Origin of the sequence: Dokdonia ponticola, from assembly GCF_042653865.1 — a bacterium.
In the GTDB taxonomy this organism is placed as follows: domain Bacteria; phylum Bacteroidota; class Bacteroidia; order Flavobacteriales; family Flavobacteriaceae; genus Dokdonia; species Dokdonia ponticola.
Genome location: NZ_JBHSFV010000002.1, coordinates 167,851 through 186,106, shown reverse-complemented (window position 1 = coordinate 186,106; position 18,256 = coordinate 167,851). Strand labels below are relative to the sequence as shown.

Here is an 18,256-nt window from a genome sequence, read left to right as displayed (position 1 = left end):
ATTTTCGATTTGGTGTATCTAGATATAATGCTCTATATAAAGTTTGATATACAAGACGCTTCGGCGTATCAAGATTTTCAAAAACTATATGGTCACATGGTTGCCGTAAGGCAACCTGATCATGAGTTTGATGATGATGAAGACCCCGATTTTGACTGGGATAATATGCCCCAAGAGGAAGTAACTAGATCCTTAGAAATACTCGATGCATTTCTGGATGAAGCCCCCCAAGCACGCAGGTACAAAAGCCTTATTCCCGACTATGCTCATTTGTTTATGGGACGATATTTTCAAGGTGCCCATCAAACGCTAGAAACGCTGGCTATAGATGACATACTTTCATTGTTCAATTATTTAGAATTCGATTTTGAAGTGGATATGAACCGGCTTGAAAAGTTAGGCGAAGCATCTGGAATTGTCGAATTTTCTACAGGTAACTACCCTTTTGGAGGTTTAGAGCGTTTTTTTATCACCTTAAAAGCCTTCGGTTTGATTCCAACTGAATGTTTTGATGGGTTTACCATCGCTGCATTGCAATGGAAATCCGCTTTTGAATACACTGCCAGCGAACTCCCAGAAAGAACAAAAGACTACCTGCGTCAGTACGGCAACTCATAAAGGTGTAGGATGTTTCTCCTGTATGTTTTTTCGCGAAAGCGAAAGCAACATAAAAAGGATGCTGCTTAAAAACATCAGTAAAAATAGCATTACAAATTCTTGAAAATAACCCAAAAAAACCTTGAAAAATAAGTTTTGAATCTTAGGGTTGGGTTTTGTAAATTTAGTTTTTTGCAATCAACCTAAAATAGAAAGAATTCACACGTTCTCATCCTATTTGAAAAACAACCAAAACACACGTATATGGCGTCAAAAATACTAGATTTCAGTAATATAAAAGGAGATTTCACAGGAGGCTTAGTTGCCGGTGTGGTTGCCTTACCCTTAGCACTTGCTTTTGGTGTACAATCAGGAATGGGAGCTACAGCAGGGCTTTATGGCGCTATTATGGTTGGAATTTTTGCGGCGATTTTTGGCGGTACTCAAACGCAAGCGAGTGGTCCTACGGGGCCTATGACCGTGGTTGCTGCTGCACTAGTGACTGCTGCCGTTCAAATAACAGGAAGTCTAGAAACGGCTATGGGCATCATCCTTTTGAGTTTTTTATTAGGAGGGGTTTTACAGATTGTCTTTGGTCTCATTAATATTGCGGGTTACGTAAAATATTTCCCCTACTCTGTGGTGTCTGGCTTTATGAGTGGTGTGGGTCTGATCATTATCATTCTGCAATTATTTCCGTTTGCAGGGCTTTCATCGGCGAAATCAACGACTGCAGTCATTCAAGATCTACCAAGGCTTTTCACCGACTTTAATATTTACTCCCTCGCCTTGGGTGCGTTAACAGTACTTATTTATTATGTATTTCCATACATCACCAAAGCCATTCCAAGTGCTTTAGTGGCACTCATTGTTGCGGCACTCACAGGTTATTTATTAGGCTGGGATGTGCCTATCATTGGCGAAATTCCTTCTGGGATTCCTAGTTTACAGATTGAAACCATGTTTACCAATATCCCACCAGAATCCTATACGCTGATATTAGAATATGCGGCGGTATTGGCAGTTTTAGGAAGTATTGATTCGTTGTTAACCTCCGTCATTGCAGATAATATGACAAAAACACGTCATAATAGTAATCGAGAATTAATTGGACAAGGTATTGGAAACATGCTCGCGGCTATTTTTGGCGGCATTCCAGGGGCTGGTGCCACCAAAGGGACGGTTGTTAATATCAATGCAGGAGGTAAAACACGTATTTCGGGTGCAATTCACGGCTTATTTTTATTAGCCGTCTTGTTAGGACTGGGATCACTTGCGGCCTATATCCCGTTGTCGGTATTGGCGGGATTACTCATTCCTATCGGCTTTAAAATCATTGATGTAAAAGGCTTAAAACATTTATTAAGAGTTCCAAGAGCCGATGCTGTCGTATTGGTATTAGTTTTATTAATCACCACCTTTGGGAGTTTGATTCAAGCAGTTGGAATCGGTGTGGCACTTGCGTGTATCTTATTCATGAAAAAAGCAAGTGATCTCGGAGAAAAAGGAATTACGATGGATACCGTAGCAAACCTAAAAGATGAAAAACCATGGCAGGATGAGTTACCGTTTTATGATGAGTACAAGGATAAAATACTCATTAAGCACTTAAAAGGACCCTTATTTTTTGGATTTACCACCCATCTGAAAAATCAAATGACAGAGATAGATGACAGTATCAAAGCGTTAATTATCAGAATGGATGAAGTCCCGTTGATTGATCAATCAGGATTGTACACACTAGAAGATATCGTTTTTAACCTTGAGGAAAGAGGCGTGCAAGTGCTCATGGTCAATATACAAGAACAACCTATGGACACGCTACGATCTATTGATATTATCCCTGACTTAATCGCTGAAGAGCATATTTTTGAGAATATAAAAGGTGCTTTTGCATATCTAAAAGAGACTATTGCAACGTCTTAAAATGGGAATTGGAATTTAATTTTTATACGCTTGTCTTCTTCCGAAGCTGGTTCACTAAAAGTCTATAGATTCCAAAATCATGCGTGTACAATCATCAAAAACGCAACCAACATGAGATATAACACCACTGTTCCAAAAGCACTGCTACCCTACTATCAAGAGGCATTAGCAAACTATAGCATCGCTTATAAGAAAGGGCATTTAGAAACTGCTTGGCAGTACTTGGAGCGTGCACACATTATTGGTCAGCGATATCCCTATGCGCATACATTGGTACATTGGAAAATGTTGCAATTTGGATGCAAGATTAAAAGTAGAAAAGAAATCCTAGGGCAAATCCCGCGTCTTGTTTTCGGAGGTGTAAAATCATTTGTAGGCAAAATTCCTGTTGGTAATCCGGGAGGAGCCAATGTTCCACCTTTACGATCCTTTCCAATAGAGAAAGAGCTACAAGATATCTTTGTCAAAGCGGGTGTGGCTTTAGATTGAGAATATTAGATTTGAGTTAATAAATAAATGAAGTTTTATAGAAATTTAACAGATGGAAAAAAGAGTGCTTTAATTGGAGGAATTTTGATTTTAGTATTCGGAATTGCTTTTTCTATTTATCGACAAAGTAGACTTGAAAAGCTTAATTCGGATTTTATTTTGACAGAAGGAACAATAACTGAAATAAGACTTAATGTTTCTAAAGGAAGAACACAAACAGAAGATATTTTCCTATTTGAATTTAAACACAATGGAAAAAATATAATAAAGTCACGAACAGCCTATAAACCTGAATTATTAAAAGTTGGACAGAAATTTAAAGTAAAAGTTCACCCTAAAGATTCTGATTTATTGGAAATTGATTTGAACGGAATATAAACTGAATAAAAAAACGAACGCGCAACACATCATTGAATATGGAACCTACTATTTTGACTTCAATTCTAGGAATGACAGTCTTTAGTGCGATAATGTATTTTGGATATACATACGCAAATGGAAATTGGAACGTATCAACATCTAAAAAAGAACATTACCTTAATTGGGTAGGTAAATATGGGAAAACTACGAAAAAATCAATACTTATAATTTCGATTATATACGGAGTTTCCATGTTGATACAACTGTTGGTGCTGATATAAAAAGAATAAATACTTCATATTCATGATCAAAAAAATACTATTTCTTAAAAAAACAACGGTGATAATCTACAATCTATAAGAAACACAATGACATCCACCGAACTAGAAGATTACAGAGCCATCTTATCGATGGATGGGCAAATGGATAAGGAAGAAAATATAAATTAAAATAGCTGTATTCTGCTTTCGCGAAAGCGGTGCTATCAGTAAAACCAATACAACTAAGATCATGAAAAAAATAAGTATATTTCTGATGTGCATCCTATGCTCACTGGGGATTAAAGCGCAAGATATTGTAGGCGCTTGGGAACGCTATCACCTATCTGAAAATGGAGACAAACTGAAAAGTGTTGTTATTTTTTCTGAAGGCTATCAAGTAATTACTACGTATGATGCAAGCACAGGGAAATTTATAAGCACCAATGGTGGAACTTGGAAGCTAACAAATACGACCATGACCGAAAAAGTTGAATTTGACAGTGTTACCCCTGAACGCGTGGGTAGTGAAGTGAGTTTTGAAGTCGCTATCAGCGAAACTATGATGGAAATTGTAGGGAGTGACATGAAATTTAAAAGAATAGATGATGGCGCACCTGGAAAATTACAAGGCGCTTGGCTAATGTCTGGTAGAAAACGAGATGGTAACATACAATCAAGAGATACGAGTCGGCCCCGAAAAACCATGAAAATTTTATCAGGAACCCGTTTTCAATGGATTGCATATAATACCGAAACCAAACAATTTATGGGAACTGGTGGCGGAACCTACACCACCATCGATGGAAAATATACCGAAAGCATCAAATTCTTCTCAAGAGATGATTCTAGAGTAGGTGCGGATTTGACTTTTGATTATGAATTAATTAATGGTGCCTGGCATCACTCAGGCTTATCGAGTAAAGGACAGCCTATCTATGAAATATGGAGTGTTCGGAAATAAGTCCTGATGCTACATAAAAACAGTTGAATATATTTTTGAATTACGTATGGATGACGCAGTACATAATGATATCCCTAAAGAGAGAATTAAAGAAATATGCCTTTCTTATTTACGTAGATATGAAGAAAAAGACCTAAATGGTATTGAAAAACTATTTTCGGATGCTATCGTGTTGCGTGATTGGAAAATTAGAGTGACGGGAAAGCAAAATGCCTTACTAGAAACGCGTAAAAATTTTGCAGCTGTTAATTCCCTAAAAATAGAAGTCTTGTCTACTTACCAAAATGAAAACACCGTAGCGGCGGAGTTAAAAATAACCATTGACGCCACCGAAGAACTTTATGTTGTGGATGTCATTACTATTGATACTGCATCTAAAATAGCCTCTATAAGAGCCTATCTAGGAAGAGGTGATGTGTAATTTTTTAATGCTGAATAAATTTCTAAGTTTTCTCTTATACCTATCATCTCAAAACATAAAATTAAAAAATTGGAACCCTACAAAAGTATACTACAAAATATTGAACGTTACGTAACCCTTTCTGATGATGAAAAGAAAAAGCTCATCGCTATCATTAGAACTACCAAGATTAAAAAGCGTCAATTTATTGATCAGCCTGGGTATGTGTGTCAGTATAGAAATTATGTAGTACAAGGAACCTTCCGTTCGTATTTTATAGACAGCGAAGGGAAAGAACACACCGTACAAATTGCTATTGAAGATTGGTTTGTAAGTGATTTTTACAGCTACATTACCCGAACTCCTGCAACCCTTTTTGTAGAGGCCATAGAAGATTCAACGATATTTCAAATGACGTATGATGACATTGAAGGACTATGCAAGGAAATTCATGGACTAAGCGAATACTTCAGAATATCGACAGAAAGGGCGTTTGCTTTTTCGCGAAAGCGAGCTTTATCCAATTTAAGCATGACTGCAGAAGAGCGATATAAGGAAGTATTAGATCGCTACCCAACGATTGTTAGACGTGTACCACAAAAGGTAATAGCCTCATATCTAGGCATGACTCCTGAATTTATGTCTAAAATAAGAAAGAACCTTTCTTCAAAATCTTAATCTAGTTCAAGACAATTTCATAAACCAGTTCATTTTTTAAGAAGGCCTTCAGCAACAACTTTGTAATGTCGATTTTGACTTCACAAAAACAATAAAAATGAATCTAAAAACAAATTCTTACCAAAATGGTTTAAAAGAACTACGCACAAATTTAAGCGCTATGCTACCTGAAGACGCCTTAACTGTTTTTGATCAGGATGCAAAAAGCCTGCAAGCAAATCATCCATCTATTCTAAAATTAGAGGTGGGTGATATAGCACCTGATTTTTCACTTTCAAATGCAAATGGGCAAACTAGCAAGCTTTCTGAGCTACTTCAAAAAGGGAAAGTGATCCTCGCTTTTTATAGAGGAACTTGGTGTCCATATTGTAATTTACAATTAGCACATTATCAGAGTGCACTAGAAGAAATTCAGGCATTGGGGGCGCAGTTAGTCGCTATTTCACCTCAAACTCCAGATGAGTCACTTACAATTAAAGAGAAAAACGAACTCAAATTTGAGGTATTAAGTGACAACGGAAATATCGTTGCTCGCAAATACACAAACGTATTTAAAAATAGTGATGTTCCAATAGAGACAATGACTGCATTAGGTTTTGATTTTGACAGCCATTATTCTGATGACTCAAGAGAATTACCTATTCCTGCGGTTTTTATTATTGAGAAAAATGGTCGTATCATTTTCGCGAAAGCGGAAGGTGGCGATTATAGAAATCGAGTAGACGCATCTGAACTAATAGAAACACTTAAAAAATAATTACATGAAACATACACTCATTTATAAATACATATTATGAAAAATAAAATTTGGTTCATCACAGGGATTTCTAGCGGACTAGGCAAAGCACTTGCCCAATCTGTCATAGAAAAAGGAGATTTTGTTATTGGTACATTCAGGAAAAAAGCACAAGTTGAAGCATTCAATAAAGAACATATAGATAAGGCACATTCCATTTTATTAGATATTACTGATGAAAAAAGTATCGAAAATGGTATTCAGAAGGTAATTTCAACATTTGGTCGCATTGATGTATTGGTCAATAATGCAGGTATGGGCTTTGTAGGCGCCATTGAAGAAACATCCACTCAAGAAGTGAGGACTGTTTTTGAAGCAAACTTTTTTGGAACTTTAAAACTTACGCAGATCGTACTTCCTTTTATGAGGAATGAAAAAAAGGGGCATATTGTTCAAATCTCTTCCCATGGCGGTATAAAGGCTTTTGCAGGATTTGGTATCTATAATGCGAGTAAGTTTGCACTAGAAGGGTTTAGTGAAGCCCTAGCGCAAGAAGTTGTACCATTAGGAATTAAAGTGTCTATTATTGAACCAGGTCCTTTTCGAACAAAATTTGCAGGAGATAATTTAGGACTTGCTAAAAAAATAATTGATGACTATTCGGAAACAGCAGGAACTTTTAGAACTAAATTAAAAGGAGTTGATGGAAAACAAGAAGGCGACCCAGTAAAAGCATCAAAAGCAATTATTGATTTGGTGTATACTGAAAATCCAACGCTACGTCTTCCGCTAGGAAAAATAGCCTTAATGACTATTCGAATGAAATTAGACAGTGTAAAAGCAGATGTAGAGAAAAATAGAAAAACGGCTGAAGAGGCTATATTTGATTAAAATACGATCCAAAATATAGTATCTGGCCTCGTGGATTAGCGTATGTGCACCAAGACAATCAATTCTTATTATTATTTGATTGCCTTGGTGCATATCTTTTTTATGTGATTATTCTAAAATATATACTGTATTTTTAAACCATAAAATGTATTCTTCAGAAATCCACTAGCCAAAAAAATTGAAACATAAAAAACAACGTATTTATACAATCTCTATAAAAGGAATTATTGCTTCCCTCCTAGTAGGATGTCTTATCAGTTGTACTAATACCGAAATACATGTTCCACACTCACCATATCCCATGAGCGAGGACTCGTTTTCTTTAGACACCATTGCAAGGGGTTTTACCATTCCCTACGGAATTGCAATTGTTGAAGACAATGAATACTTTATCACCGATAGGATTGGAAAAATGTTTCATCTTAAAAATGGTCAGCAGATAGAAATAACGGGGATGCCCGCTATTGTTACATTTGGTACGCCTGAAATACCTGCCGTGATGCATGGTGGATTGATGGACATCAGTATACACCCTAGCTACAGTACAAATGGATGGATCTATATATCCTACCTAGCATCAGATGGGTTTGCAAAAGTGTCTCGATTTAAAATACAAGACCAAACAGCCACTGCTTTTGAAACTATTTTTACAACAAGAGCTCAAAATTATGCAGGAAATGGGATGCGAATTGTATGGGAAGATGACACACATTTCTTTCTCAATGTGGGAAGTAGTAATTTTTCTACAAAAGCCAATCCGTTTTTAAATGCACAAGATCTACAAGATGATTCTGGCAAGATTCATAGAATTATGGATGATGGGAGTATTCCTGAAGACAATCCTATTTTTAAGGGCTTGACCACTCCCACAACCATTTGGAGTTACGGACATAGAGATGTACAAGGTCTGTATTTTGATCCAACCACACAAACCCTTTTTGGAGCTGAGCATGGACCTAAGGGAGGTGACGAATTTAATATCATAGAGAAAGGAAAAAACTATGGTTGGCCCCTTTTTACACATGGAATTAACTATGATGGCGCATTGGTATCTACTATTTCAGAGGAAGAAGCAGCTACCTTCACTGTATTTCCTGAACATTATTGGACGGTACCTACAGAGGATGGAGGGCGTGCCATTGGTCCTTCTTGCTTACTAAAAGTAGATGGAAGTACCATTTCAGATTGGAATGATTATTTTGTGTTTGGTTCACTAGCATATAGACGATTAATGAAGTACGATCGTAAAACTGATGAAACCTTTGGACTCAGTATTGAAGGAAGAATACGAACCCTAAAACAACTCCCCAGTGGTGATCTCATTGCCTTAATCGAACGAAATGACCTTAAGAAGTCAAACGGTATGATTATTCGAATAAAAAAGTAATCGCATTTCATAATTAATCAGGATTTTATCTAATGACCAAACAAAGTACCAGAGAAACCTATGTTGCTTTTTTAAGAGGTATTAACGTAGGGGGACATCATAAACTACCCATGGCTGACCTTAAAGTGCTTTTTGAGTCTTTGGGATACACACATATCAAAACGCTATTAAACTCAGGAAATGTGATTTTTGATGCGCCATTACAAGACATAAAAGAGCTCGAACATACCATCGAAAAAACGGTAGAGACCAATGTTGGTTTTCCTGTTCCTACCTGTGTCAGAGAGGCATCTTTTATAGTACGCTTTCGCGAAAGCGATCCCTTTAAGAATAAAAACATCACAAAAGATACAAGATGTTATATCTCATTTTTGAAAGACGATGTTATCGCTGACATACGACTTCCTTGGACAAGTGATGATAACTCTTATCAAATTATTGAAAAAAGGGGGGAAACCATTCTAAGCGTATTGGACCTATCACTTTCTCAAACCACAAAAGCAATGCGCATCTTAGAAGTTACCTACGGAAAAAACATCACCACTCGAAATTGGAAGACTATAGAACGCATCATAAAAAAGCTTTTGAATTAGACCTTATATCATAAAAAAACCGCTTCAATACTAAAGCGGTTTTCTTATTAGCTGAATTAAAAGTGGTTTTTAATTCCCTCCTTCTAATGTTTCTATTTTAGCTTTCATGGCATCTGCCTTTGAGGTTTCCCCTAATTGCTGATAGATTCCATATAATGTTCTTGATAACTCTAGAGAACGAGCTGGATTATCCTCTCCTGTTCTATTTTCTAATGCTTTTTCTAGATAGGGAGCTGCACTTCTGTATAATCCTTTGCGCTTTTCTTTAAGAACCTCATATTTATCATAATCTGCATTTGATGTCCCAAGACTATTCATTTCATCAACAATAGCTCTCTCTTCACTTAAGATTAATGCTCCAATGTTATTGTAAGCAGCAGCATATTTAGGGTTTAGAGAAATAGCCTTTTCATAATTTTTAATGGCTTCTTCCTTATTACCAAGCTTGTCTTCTCCTACACCTAAATTGTAATATATTTCAGGATTGTTAGGGTCTTTTTCAAGAACTTCGTTCATGGTTGCTTTATACTTATCAAGTTGTTCCATTTCTAAGTATATGTTTGCCTCAGAACGTATTAACATAATATCATCAGGGTTTTCAGCACGAGCAGAAGCCATTGCTTCTAATGCTTTTTCATTATTCCCTTGAGACATGTAGATTAATGCAATATTCTTTGCAATCTCTCCACGCTTAGATTCACTTTTTTTCTCTGTTGGGTTGATGTGCGTTTTAGTTAATACGGCTACGTCTCTATCTTGTATAGATGGAAATTTTTCTTCTTTGTTAGTAGTTGCATTAGTTGCATAATACAACGTCTCTATACCAGAAAATTTAAGTCCTGTAAGTTGATTATAATACTTTAATGCAGTATCATAATCTTTACCATTTACAGCATTAGACGCTGCATAATATAAATATATGGTGTCTTTTTTACTATAGTTATAGGCATCGGCAAGTTTGGATACGGCACTTTTATAATTTTGAGTATTTTGATCATCTATTGCTGAGTTTATCATTGCTACAACCACATTAGAAATACCTTTCTCTGCTTCTTCATCATATTTAGAACCTTTTAGCTCATTATAAGCTGCGGCGGCTACTTTTAAATCTGCTGCGTCTTTATTATCGACACCTAGATAAGCTTGTGCTTTTGCTAATAAAAAGTTTTCTTTTGTCTTCTCATCCATAGATCCTATTAAAGCTTCTGCTGCTCCAACAAGATTTTTTGCTTCTCCATAACTACCGCTTTTTATTGCTTTCTGTATGGCTTTTACTTCTTTCTTTTGTGCAAATGCTGAGATACCAAAAGCAAGCGCTATTACAAATAAAAATTTAGTCTTCATTATCTATTATTTAAAATTAAGGGTTTACAAAATTAATTAAAATTTACTCAACCCCATTATTTATTCTTCTTCTTCAGAAGCCTCATTGTTTGGAGTTGAATCAGTTTGTTGTTCAGTCGGTTTTGCTGCGTCTGTAACACCTTCTATATCATCTTCATCTATTTCGTCTTCATCGTGTTTTACTTTCGCGACAGCGGCAATAGAATCATTTCCTTTTAAGTTAATAAGTCGCACCCCTTGTGTGGCTCTTCCCATTACTCTTAAATCTGCTACTTCCATACGAATAGCAATCCCAGATTTATTAATGATCATAAGATCATCCTCGTCTGTTACATTTTTTATAGCAACTAATTCTCCTGTCTTTTCAGTTACAGAAATGGTTTTTACACCTTTCCCTCCGCGATTGGTAATACGGTAATCCTCAAGACTACTACGCTTACCATATCCTTTTTCTGAAACCACTAAGATATTACTCTCTACATCGTTTACAGACACCATTCCTACAACTTCGTCATTCTCGTTTGCAAGAGTTATGCCACGAACACCAGAGGCACCTCTACCCATAGGTCTGGTCTTGCTTTCTTCAAAGCGAATGGCCTTACCAGACTTCACAGCCAGCATGACTTGGCTTTCGCCATTGGTAAGCTTTGCAGATAATAACTCATCACCTTCTTTTATCGTTATTGCATTGATACCATTTGTTCTAGGGCGCGAATATTGCTCTAATGACGTTTTCTTTACTTGACCTTTTTTAGTAGCCATGATGATAAAGTTACTATTTACGTATTCTTCATCTTTAAGATCATTGGTAGTGACAAAGGCTTTTACCTTATCATCTTGTTCTATATTAATAAGGTTTTGAATCGCTCTTCCTTTTGAGGTCTTACTTCCCTCAGGAATCTCAAACACACGCATCCAGAAACATTTTCCTTTTTGGGTAAAGAACAGCATATACTGATGATTGGTTCCTACAAAAAGGTGCTCTAAGAAATCCTCATTACGTGTTGTTGATGCTTTTTGTCCTACGCCTCCTCTATTTTGAGTTTTATACTCAGTAAGTGATGTACGTTTAATGTATCCCGCATGAGAAATCGTAATCACCACTTTTTCATCAGGAATCAAATCTGTGATACTAACATCGCCTCCTGCATATTCTATGACAGAACGACGCTCATCCCCATATTTGCTTTTTACTTCAATAAGCTCCTCCTTAATAATATTCATACGACGCTCTTTGCTCGCTAGGATATCTTTTAGGTCTTCAATTGTTTTCATGATTTCCTCGTACTCTGCGCGTAACTTGTCTTGTTCTAGACCTGTTAACTGGCGAAGTCTCATTTCTACAATCGCTTTTGCCTGTATTTCTGAGAGTTTAAAACGCTCGATAAGGTTGGCTCTTGCTTCATCTGCATTAGAGCTGGCTCTTATGATCGCAATCACCTCATCAATATTATCTGATGCAATGATTAACCCTTCAAGGATGTGTGCTCTATCTTCTGCTTTCTTAAGTTCGTATTTTGTTCTACGAACGACTACCTCATGGCGATGCTCCACAAAGTGATGGATCATGTCTTTAAGGTTAAGCATTTCTGGTCTACCGTTGACCAATGCAATATTATTGACACTAAAAGAAGATTGAAGTGCTGTATATTTATATAAGGTATTTAAAACGATATTAGGAATTCCTTCTCTTTTTAATACGTATACGATACGCATCCCGTTTCTATCGGACTCATCACGTATCGCAGAAATACCATCGATTTTCTTATCGTTGATCATGTCTGCCGTTTTCTTGATCATATCGGCTTTATTCACCTGATATGGAATCTCGGTCACGATAATACACTCACGTCCTTTTACTTCTTCGATCGTTGCCTTTGCGCGCATCACAATGCGACCGCGCCCTGTTTTAAAAGCTTCACGTACGCCTTCGTATCCGTAAATAATTCCTCCAGTAGGAAAATCAGGAGCTTTTACGTGCGTCATTAACTCATCAATGTCTATATCGTTATTTTCGATATAGGCCACGATGCCGTCTACAACTTCAGAAAGGTTATGAGGAGGCATGTTGGTTGCCATCCCTACAGCAATACCAGATGCTCCATTAATAAGTAACCCAGGAACTCTGGTTGGTAATACTTTTGGTTCTTTTAAAGTATCATCAAAATTGAGTTGATGATCTACTGTATCTTTTTCAATATCGGCAAGCATATCTTCAGATATCTTACGCATACGTGCTTCTGTATAACGCATGGCAGCTGGGCTATCACCATCTACAGATCCAAAGTTACCCTGTCCATCTATAAGCATATATCGTAAACTCCATTCTTGAGCCATACGAACCATCGCGTCGTATACAGAGGTATCCCCATGTGGGTGATACTTTCCTAATACTTCTCCAACGATTCTCGCCGATTTTTTGTGAGCCCCACTGGCACGTATCCCGAGTTCATGCATTCCGAACAAAACTCTACGGTGTACAGGCTTCAAACCATCTCGTACATCAGGTAAAGCACGTGACACAATGACTGACATCGAATAATCGATGTACGCTGACTTCATTTCATCTTCAATATTAATTGGGATCAATTTTTCTCCTCCTGCCATATATAGATTGATTAAATTTTTATGTCGATTTTACTAGCTAGCAATATACCGATTTTAAAAGGTTTCTGCAGGTATACGCTTTCGCGAAAGCGTATTTTTTATTAACAATATTTAATACCGTATTTTTAATAACTACCCAACAATATACTTGGCAAACTGTCAGTTATTTTGTCTATTAGCTACTAAGTACTTCCTGCGGAATGATTTTTGAAGGATATTGCTTAAATTTACAAAGAACGTAAGGAGATCGAAATTATGGATGATAATTTTTCACCTAGAGTAAAAGACGTAATTGCCTACAGTAAAGAAGAAGCTTTACGGCTAGGTCACGACTTTATAGGAACAGAACATTTATTACTTGGACTACTAAGAGATGGTAGTGGTAAGGCTATTAATATATTAAGTGCTTTACAAATAGACTTAGAACACCTACGACGTAAAGTAGAAATCCTAAGTCCTGCAAATCCTAATAGTAGCTTACAAGGCAATGATAAAAAGAATTTACACTTAACAAGACAGGCAGAACGTGCTCTGAAAACGACATTTTTGGAAGCAAAACTATTCCAGAGCTCTTCTATCAATACAGCACACTTGTTATTGTGTATACTTCGCAATGAAAACGACCCTACCACAAAGTTATTAAACAGACTTAAGGTAGATTATGATAACGTAAAAGACCAATTTAAAGGTATGATGGCAAACGAAGATGATGATTATATAGAACCTATAAAATCAGAATTCAGTGATGAACAGGAATCAAGCAACGAAGGAGAAAAAGAAAATCCATTCGGAAATGCAGCTTCATCAAAAGGCAGTAAAAAAAGTAAAACACCCGTTTTAGATAATTTTGGGCGTGACCTTACTGCGATGGCAGAAGAAGGAAAACTTGATCCTGTTGTAGGAAGAACTAAAGAGATAGAACGCGTCTCACAAATTTTGAGTCGACGTAAGAAAAATAATCCTTTACTTATAGGAGAACCAGGTGTTGGTAAATCTGCCATTGCTGAAGGACTTGCGCTTCGTATTGTACAGCGTAAAGTATCACGTATCCTTTTTGATAAAAGAGTGGTCACACTTGATCTAGCTAGCTTAGTGGCTGGTACAAAATACAGAGGACAGTTTGAAGAGCGCATGAAAGCGGTAATGAATGAACTTGAAAAGAATGATGATATTATTCTTTTTATAGATGAAATTCATACTATTGTAGGCGCTGGAGGAGCTACGGGATCTCTAGATGCTTCTAATATGTTTAAACCTGCACTCGCTCGAGGCGAAATACAATGTGTAGGGGCTACTACCTTGGATGAATTCCGTCAACACATCGAAAAAGATGGAGCTTTGGAGCGTCGTTTCCAAAAAGTAATCGTAGAACCTACGACGGTAGAGGAAACCATAGAAATTCTCCAAAATATCAAAGAGAAATACGAAGAGCATCATAATGTAACGTATACAGACGATGCAATCGAGGCATGTGTGAAATTAACGAATCGATACATGACAGATCGATTCCTCCCAGACAAAGCAATTGATGCGTTGGATGAAGCAGGGTCACGTGTCCATATTACAAACATTGATGTCCCAAAAAAGATTCTAGAATTAGAAAGTAAACTAGAGGAAGTTCGCGAACTCAAAACAACGGTTGTTAAAAAACAAAAGTATGAAGAAGCAGCGAAGCTACGTGATGATGAAAAGAATCTAGAGAAAGAGCTCGCTATCGCCCAAGAACGTTGGGAAGAAGAGTCAAAACTTCATAAAGAAGAAGTGTCTGAAGATAATGTGGCTGATGTAGTAAGTATGATGACAGGTATTCCTGTAAATCGTATCGCGCAGACAGAAAGTAATAAACTCGCTGATTTGCCTGCTACCATCAAGAAAAATGTCATCGGACAAGATGAAGCGGTAGCAAAAGTAGCAAAAGCAATACAACGAAATCGTGCTGGATTAAAAGACCCTAATAAGCCCATTGGCTCTTTTATATTCTTAGGACAAACTGGGGTTGGAAAAACACAACTTGCCAAAGTCCTTGCTAAAGAATTATTTGATAATCAAGATGCACTCATCCGTATAGATATGAGTGAGTACATGGAGAAATTTGCGATCTCTAGACTGGTAGGAGCACCTCCAGGATACGTAGGATATGAAGAAGGTGGACAGCTTACTGAAAAAGTACGAAGAAAACCCTATTCAGTGATCTTACTAGATGAAATTGAAAAAGCACATCCCGATGTATTTAATATGCTACTTCAAGTGCTAGACGATGGATTCTTGACAGATTCATTAGGTCGTAAAATCGATTTTAGAAATACCATTATCATTATGACATCAAATATTGGTGCACGTAAACTAAAAGATTTTGGTCAAGGTGTCGGTTTTGGAACAGCAAGTCGAAAAAATCAAGTAGACGAAAATGCAAAAAGTGTCATTCAAAATGCCCTAAAAAAAGCATTCGCACCAGAATTCTTAAACCGTATTGACGATGTGGTTGTATTTAATGCTTTAGAAAGAGAACACATACACAAGATTATAGATATAGAACTTGCAAAACTATTCACTCGTATTAAAGATCTTGGTTATGACCTTCGCCTGACTGATGAGGCTAAGGATTATATCAGTGACAAAGGCTTTGATAAAGATTATGGAGCAAGACCTCTCAAGCGTGCTATTCAAAAATACATTGAAGATGCCCTGGCTGAAGAGATCATATCTTCAAAACTGACCGAAGGAGATGCTATTCTTATGGATTTAGATAAAAAGAGTGAAGAACTCACAATTACCATAGAAAAGGCAACGACAACGGAGTCTGAATAAATAAATGAATTATATATTTAAAAACAGGTATGCTGTGTGTATACCTGTTTTTTTATGCGCAATTTCACTACACTTTTATCTAATTTGTATTTCAAAAAACAACCTATAAACTAACAATCATTAGTTGTTTTCCTTCGCTATATACCTTATTACTAATCTTATTTAAATTTTATTTGATTGCTAAAATATTTTGTTGGAAATTTGATCTATAATATTGTTACTAATCCCCCTAACGAATAACAACTTTTGAATACAATCGAAACCAATTTTGACTTCGGAAAAGTCAAAATACAAGATGATATTGTGATTGCTGAAATGAAAGAAGGTATTACAATTGATATTAATTACAATAAGGAGTTTCTAGAATTTTGCGAAAATTATTTTAAAGGGAAACCTTATGGTTATATCTCTAATAGAATATATTCTTACTCCATAAATCCTACGGTATACTTAAACACTGCAAAAAACTCTAATATAAGAGCTATTGCAGTGGTATCATCAGACCCTGTTAATCAGAGAAATGTAATTATAGAAAAGCAGTTTTTTGAACACCCTTTTGAAGCTTTTGCTACCTTAGAAGAAGCGATTGCATGGATACATGGAGTGTTAGCTAATTAAAGAGCATTTCCGAATCCACTTGAATAGAATTCATAAATTCCTTGGTTTTATGAATGTCTATAGAAAACATTCTGTCTTCAGTGGCAAAAGGAACTTCACTTCGATAAGCGGAGACTATAGACTCTAAAAAAGGAGAGGTTTTTGACGGTGCTCTAAAGTGTAAAGCTTGAGAGGCATTCAAAAGCTCTATGGCTAAAATCGTTTCTAAGTTCTCTACGACTTTATAGAGCTTTGTAGCAGCATTTGCGCCCATACTTACGTGATCTTCTTGTCCGTTGGACGAGACGATAGAATCCACGCTTGCAGGTGTGGCCAGTTGTTTATTTTGACTTACAATACTCGCTGCCGTGTATTGCGGAATCATCATACCGCTATGTAATCCAGGATTATCTACCAAAAAAGGCGGAAGATCTCTAAGACCACTAATTAATTGATACGTGCGTCGTTCGCTGATACTCCCTAATTCTGCAATGGCGATGGCCAAGAAATCCAACGCTAATGCTAAGGGTTGGCCATGAAAATTACCGCCACTTATAATCTTATCCTCATCAGCAAAAATGTTAGGATTATCTGTGACACTATTCATTTCTGTTTTAAACGTCTTTGAAGCAAAAATAATAGCATCCTTACTTGCGCCGTGTACTTGAGGGATACATCTAAAAGAATACGGATCTTGTACGTTAACTTTTTCTGTTTTTGCTATTTCGCTATCGGCTAAGAAACCTTGTATTCGCTCTGCCGTTTTGATTTGTCCTCGGTGAGGTCGCACATGATGCACTAGAGGATCAAATGGTGATAGGTTGCAATTAAAGGCATCTATAGAGATGGCTCCGATCATATCGGCTAGATACGATAGCTTATGGCACTTTAATAGCGCATCTACCCCATATGCTACCATAAATTGAGTTCCGTTAAGTAAAGCTAATCCCTCTTTAGATTGCAGCTTTATTGGACGAAGATTATGTTTTTCTAAGATCGCTTTCGCGAAAGCGGGAGTATCCCCATCCCATACATAACCTTCACCTATAAGAGGTAGAGATAAATGCGCCAAGGGAGCTAAATCTCCACTTGCACCAAGGGAACCTTGTGTGTACACCACTGGAAGAATATCTAGATTATAAAAATCAACAAGACGCTCTACGGTGTCAATATGTACGCCACTATGACCATAGCTTAATGACTGAATTTTTAATAAAATCATTAATTTGACTATAGCCTTAGGTACATAGTCTCCAGTACCACATGCATGAGAACGCATGAGATTTTCTTGTAATTGAGTCAGGTGTTCGTTTTTTATAGCGACATTACATAAACTCCCAAAACCTGTATTAATACCATATAAGGGAGTGGAATTTCCTGCTATCTTTTGATCTAAATACCCTCTAGAAGCATTAATATTATGGCGACTTTCTTCACTAAGTTCTAGTGATTTATTTTCTTGTAGGATCGATGAAATCGTAGCCAGATCTAGGATTGCACTACTTATGTAATGAGTATCTCGCATAAAAATTATGATTTTTTAAAAGTATTGCAATTACGTAAAAATAAACAGCAATTACTAGCCTTTAAACAAAGTTCAAGCAAACTTAATCAAGTCACTC

At 36.7% G+C, this 18,256-nt stretch carries 16 protein-coding genes; 13 read left to right on the top strand and 3 right to left on the bottom strand.

The genetic code is table 11. The features are described from left to right. Positions 1-27: 27 nt before the first annotated feature. From ACFO3O_RS04855 to ACFO3O_RS04805, 11 genes are all read left to right on the top strand, one after another. Complete coding sequence (locus ACFO3O_RS04855; protein ID WP_379977417.1) at positions 28-618, top strand: hypothetical protein; 591 nt, start codon at positions 28-30, stop codon at positions 616-618. Between the two features lie 243 nt (positions 619-861). Further along, a complete protein-coding gene (locus ACFO3O_RS04850) occupies positions 862-2,523 on the top strand; it encodes a SulP family inorganic anion transporter (RefSeq protein WP_379977416.1) in 1,662 nt (553 codons plus the stop codon). Between the two features lie 111 nt (positions 2,524-2,634). Beyond that, positions 2,635-3,012, top strand: a complete 378-nt coding sequence (locus tag ACFO3O_RS04845; protein ID WP_379977415.1) for a DUF3703 domain-containing protein — start codon at positions 2,635-2,637, stop codon at positions 3,010-3,012. Between the two features lie 27 nt (positions 3,013-3,039). Further along, entirely contained in the window at positions 3,040-3,390 is a 351-nt protein-coding gene (locus ACFO3O_RS04840) for a hypothetical protein (RefSeq protein WP_379977414.1), read from the top strand. Positions 3,391-3,882: 492 nt separating this feature from the next. Further along, positions 3,883-4,593: a membrane or secreted protein gene (locus ACFO3O_RS04835; RefSeq protein ID WP_379977413.1), complete on the top strand. Its 711-nt coding sequence runs from the start codon at positions 3,883-3,885 to the stop codon at positions 4,591-4,593. Positions 4,594-4,639: 46 nt separating this feature from the next. After that, positions 4,640-5,014 carry a nuclear transport factor 2 family protein gene (locus tag ACFO3O_RS04830; RefSeq protein WP_379977412.1) on the top strand — a complete coding sequence of 125 codons (375 nt, stop codon included), beginning with the start codon at positions 4,640-4,642 and terminating at the stop codon, positions 5,012-5,014. A gap of 69 nt (positions 5,015-5,083) precedes the next feature. Next, positions 5,084-5,671, top strand: a complete 588-nt coding sequence (locus ACFO3O_RS04825; protein ID WP_379977411.1) for a Crp/Fnr family transcriptional regulator — start codon at positions 5,084-5,086, stop codon at positions 5,669-5,671. Between the two features lie 97 nt (positions 5,672-5,768). Further along, entirely contained in the window at positions 5,769-6,428 is a 660-nt protein-coding gene (locus ACFO3O_RS04820; RefSeq protein WP_379977410.1) for a peroxiredoxin-like family protein, read from the top strand. A gap of 36 nt (positions 6,429-6,464) precedes the next feature. After that, the gene (locus ACFO3O_RS04815; protein WP_379977409.1) at positions 6,465-7,298 is read left to right on the top strand and encodes an oxidoreductase; all 834 of its coding nucleotides are present in this window, start codon (positions 6,465-6,467) and stop codon (positions 7,296-7,298) included. Positions 7,299-7,476: 178 nt separating this feature from the next. Then, positions 7,477-8,685 carry a PQQ-dependent sugar dehydrogenase gene (locus ACFO3O_RS04810; RefSeq protein ID WP_379977408.1) on the top strand — a complete coding sequence of 403 codons (1,209 nt, stop codon included), beginning with the start codon at positions 7,477-7,479 and terminating at the stop codon, positions 8,683-8,685. A gap of 32 nt (positions 8,686-8,717) precedes the next feature. Continuing rightward, entirely contained in the window at positions 8,718-9,278 is a 561-nt protein-coding gene (locus tag ACFO3O_RS04805; RefSeq protein ID WP_379977407.1) for a DUF1697 domain-containing protein, read from the top strand. Between the two features lie 69 nt (positions 9,279-9,347). Here ACFO3O_RS04805 and ACFO3O_RS04800 read toward each other — a convergent pair whose 3' ends face one another. Together ACFO3O_RS04800 and gyrA are read right to left on the bottom strand one after the other, a co-directional pair. Then, complete coding sequence (locus ACFO3O_RS04800; RefSeq protein ID WP_379977406.1) at positions 9,348-10,622, bottom strand: tetratricopeptide repeat protein; 1,275 nt, start codon at positions 10,620-10,622, stop codon at positions 9,348-9,350. 60 nt (positions 10,623-10,682) lie between these two features. Continuing rightward, positions 10,683-13,229, bottom strand: coding sequence for a DNA gyrase subunit A (gene gyrA / locus ACFO3O_RS04795; protein ID WP_379977405.1), 2,547 nt, complete (start codon positions 13,227-13,229; stop codon positions 10,683-10,685). 255 nt (positions 13,230-13,484) lie between these two features. Here gyrA and ACFO3O_RS04790 point away from each other — a divergent pair, with 255 nt between their 5' ends. Continuing rightward, on the top strand, positions 13,485-16,037 hold the full coding sequence (locus tag ACFO3O_RS04790; protein WP_379977404.1) for an ATP-dependent Clp protease ATP-binding subunit: 2,553 nt from the start codon (positions 13,485-13,487) through the stop codon (positions 16,035-16,037). A gap of 246 nt (positions 16,038-16,283) precedes the next feature. After that, positions 16,284-16,655, top strand: coding sequence for a DUF7793 family protein (locus ACFO3O_RS04785; protein ID WP_379977403.1), 372 nt, complete (start codon positions 16,284-16,286; stop codon positions 16,653-16,655). On the opposite strand, the gene hutH is transcribed toward ACFO3O_RS04785, so the two are convergent. After that, positions 16,648-18,159 carry a histidine ammonia-lyase gene (hutH, locus tag ACFO3O_RS04780; RefSeq protein ID WP_379977402.1) on the bottom strand — a complete coding sequence of 504 codons (1,512 nt, stop codon included), beginning with the start codon at positions 18,157-18,159 and terminating at the stop codon, positions 16,648-16,650. The two genes, ACFO3O_RS04785 and hutH, sit on opposite strands and share 8 nt — an antisense overlap. Positions 18,160-18,256 lie beyond the last annotated feature (97 nt).

Excerpts from the sequence above, each read along its gene's own strand:
- ACFO3O_RS04815 (WP_379977409.1), top strand. The coding sequence starts at position 6,465 with ATGAAAAATAAAATTTGGTTCATCACAGGGATTTCTAGCGGACTAGGC.
- ACFO3O_RS04830 (WP_379977412.1), top strand. The coding sequence starts at position 4,640 with ATGGATGACGCAGTACATAATGATATCCCTAAAGAGAGAATTAAAGAA.
- ACFO3O_RS04820 (WP_379977410.1), top strand. The coding sequence starts at position 5,769 with ATGAATCTAAAAACAAATTCTTACCAAAATGGTTTAAAAGAACTACGC.
- ACFO3O_RS04845 (WP_379977415.1), top strand. The coding sequence starts at position 2,635 with ATGAGATATAACACCACTGTTCCAAAAGCACTGCTACCCTACTATCAA.
- ACFO3O_RS04790 (WP_379977404.1), top strand. The coding sequence starts at position 13,485 with ATGGATGATAATTTTTCACCTAGAGTAAAAGACGTAATTGCCTACAGT.
- ACFO3O_RS04840 (WP_379977414.1), top strand. The coding sequence starts at position 3,040 with ATGAAGTTTTATAGAAATTTAACAGATGGAAAAAAGAGTGCTTTAATT.
- ACFO3O_RS04805 (WP_379977407.1), top strand. The coding sequence starts at position 8,718 with ATGACCAAACAAAGTACCAGAGAAACCTATGTTGCTTTTTTAAGAGGT.
- ACFO3O_RS04855 (WP_379977417.1), top strand. The coding sequence starts at position 28 with ATGCTCTATATAAAGTTTGATATACAAGACGCTTCGGCGTATCAAGAT.
- hutH (WP_379977402.1), bottom strand. The coding sequence starts at position 18,159 with ATGCGAGATACTCATTACATAAGTAGTGCAATCCTAGATCTGGCTACG.
- gyrA (WP_379977405.1), bottom strand. The coding sequence starts at position 13,229 with ATGGCAGGAGGAGAAAAATTGATCCCAATTAATATTGAAGATGAAATG.
- ACFO3O_RS04800 (WP_379977406.1), bottom strand. The coding sequence starts at position 10,622 with ATGAAGACTAAATTTTTATTTGTAATAGCGCTTGCTTTTGGTATCTCA.
- ACFO3O_RS04835 (WP_379977413.1), top strand. The coding sequence starts at position 3,883 with ATGAAAAAAATAAGTATATTTCTGATGTGCATCCTATGCTCACTGGGG.
- ACFO3O_RS04850 (WP_379977416.1), top strand. The coding sequence starts at position 862 with ATGGCGTCAAAAATACTAGATTTCAGTAATATAAAAGGAGATTTCACA.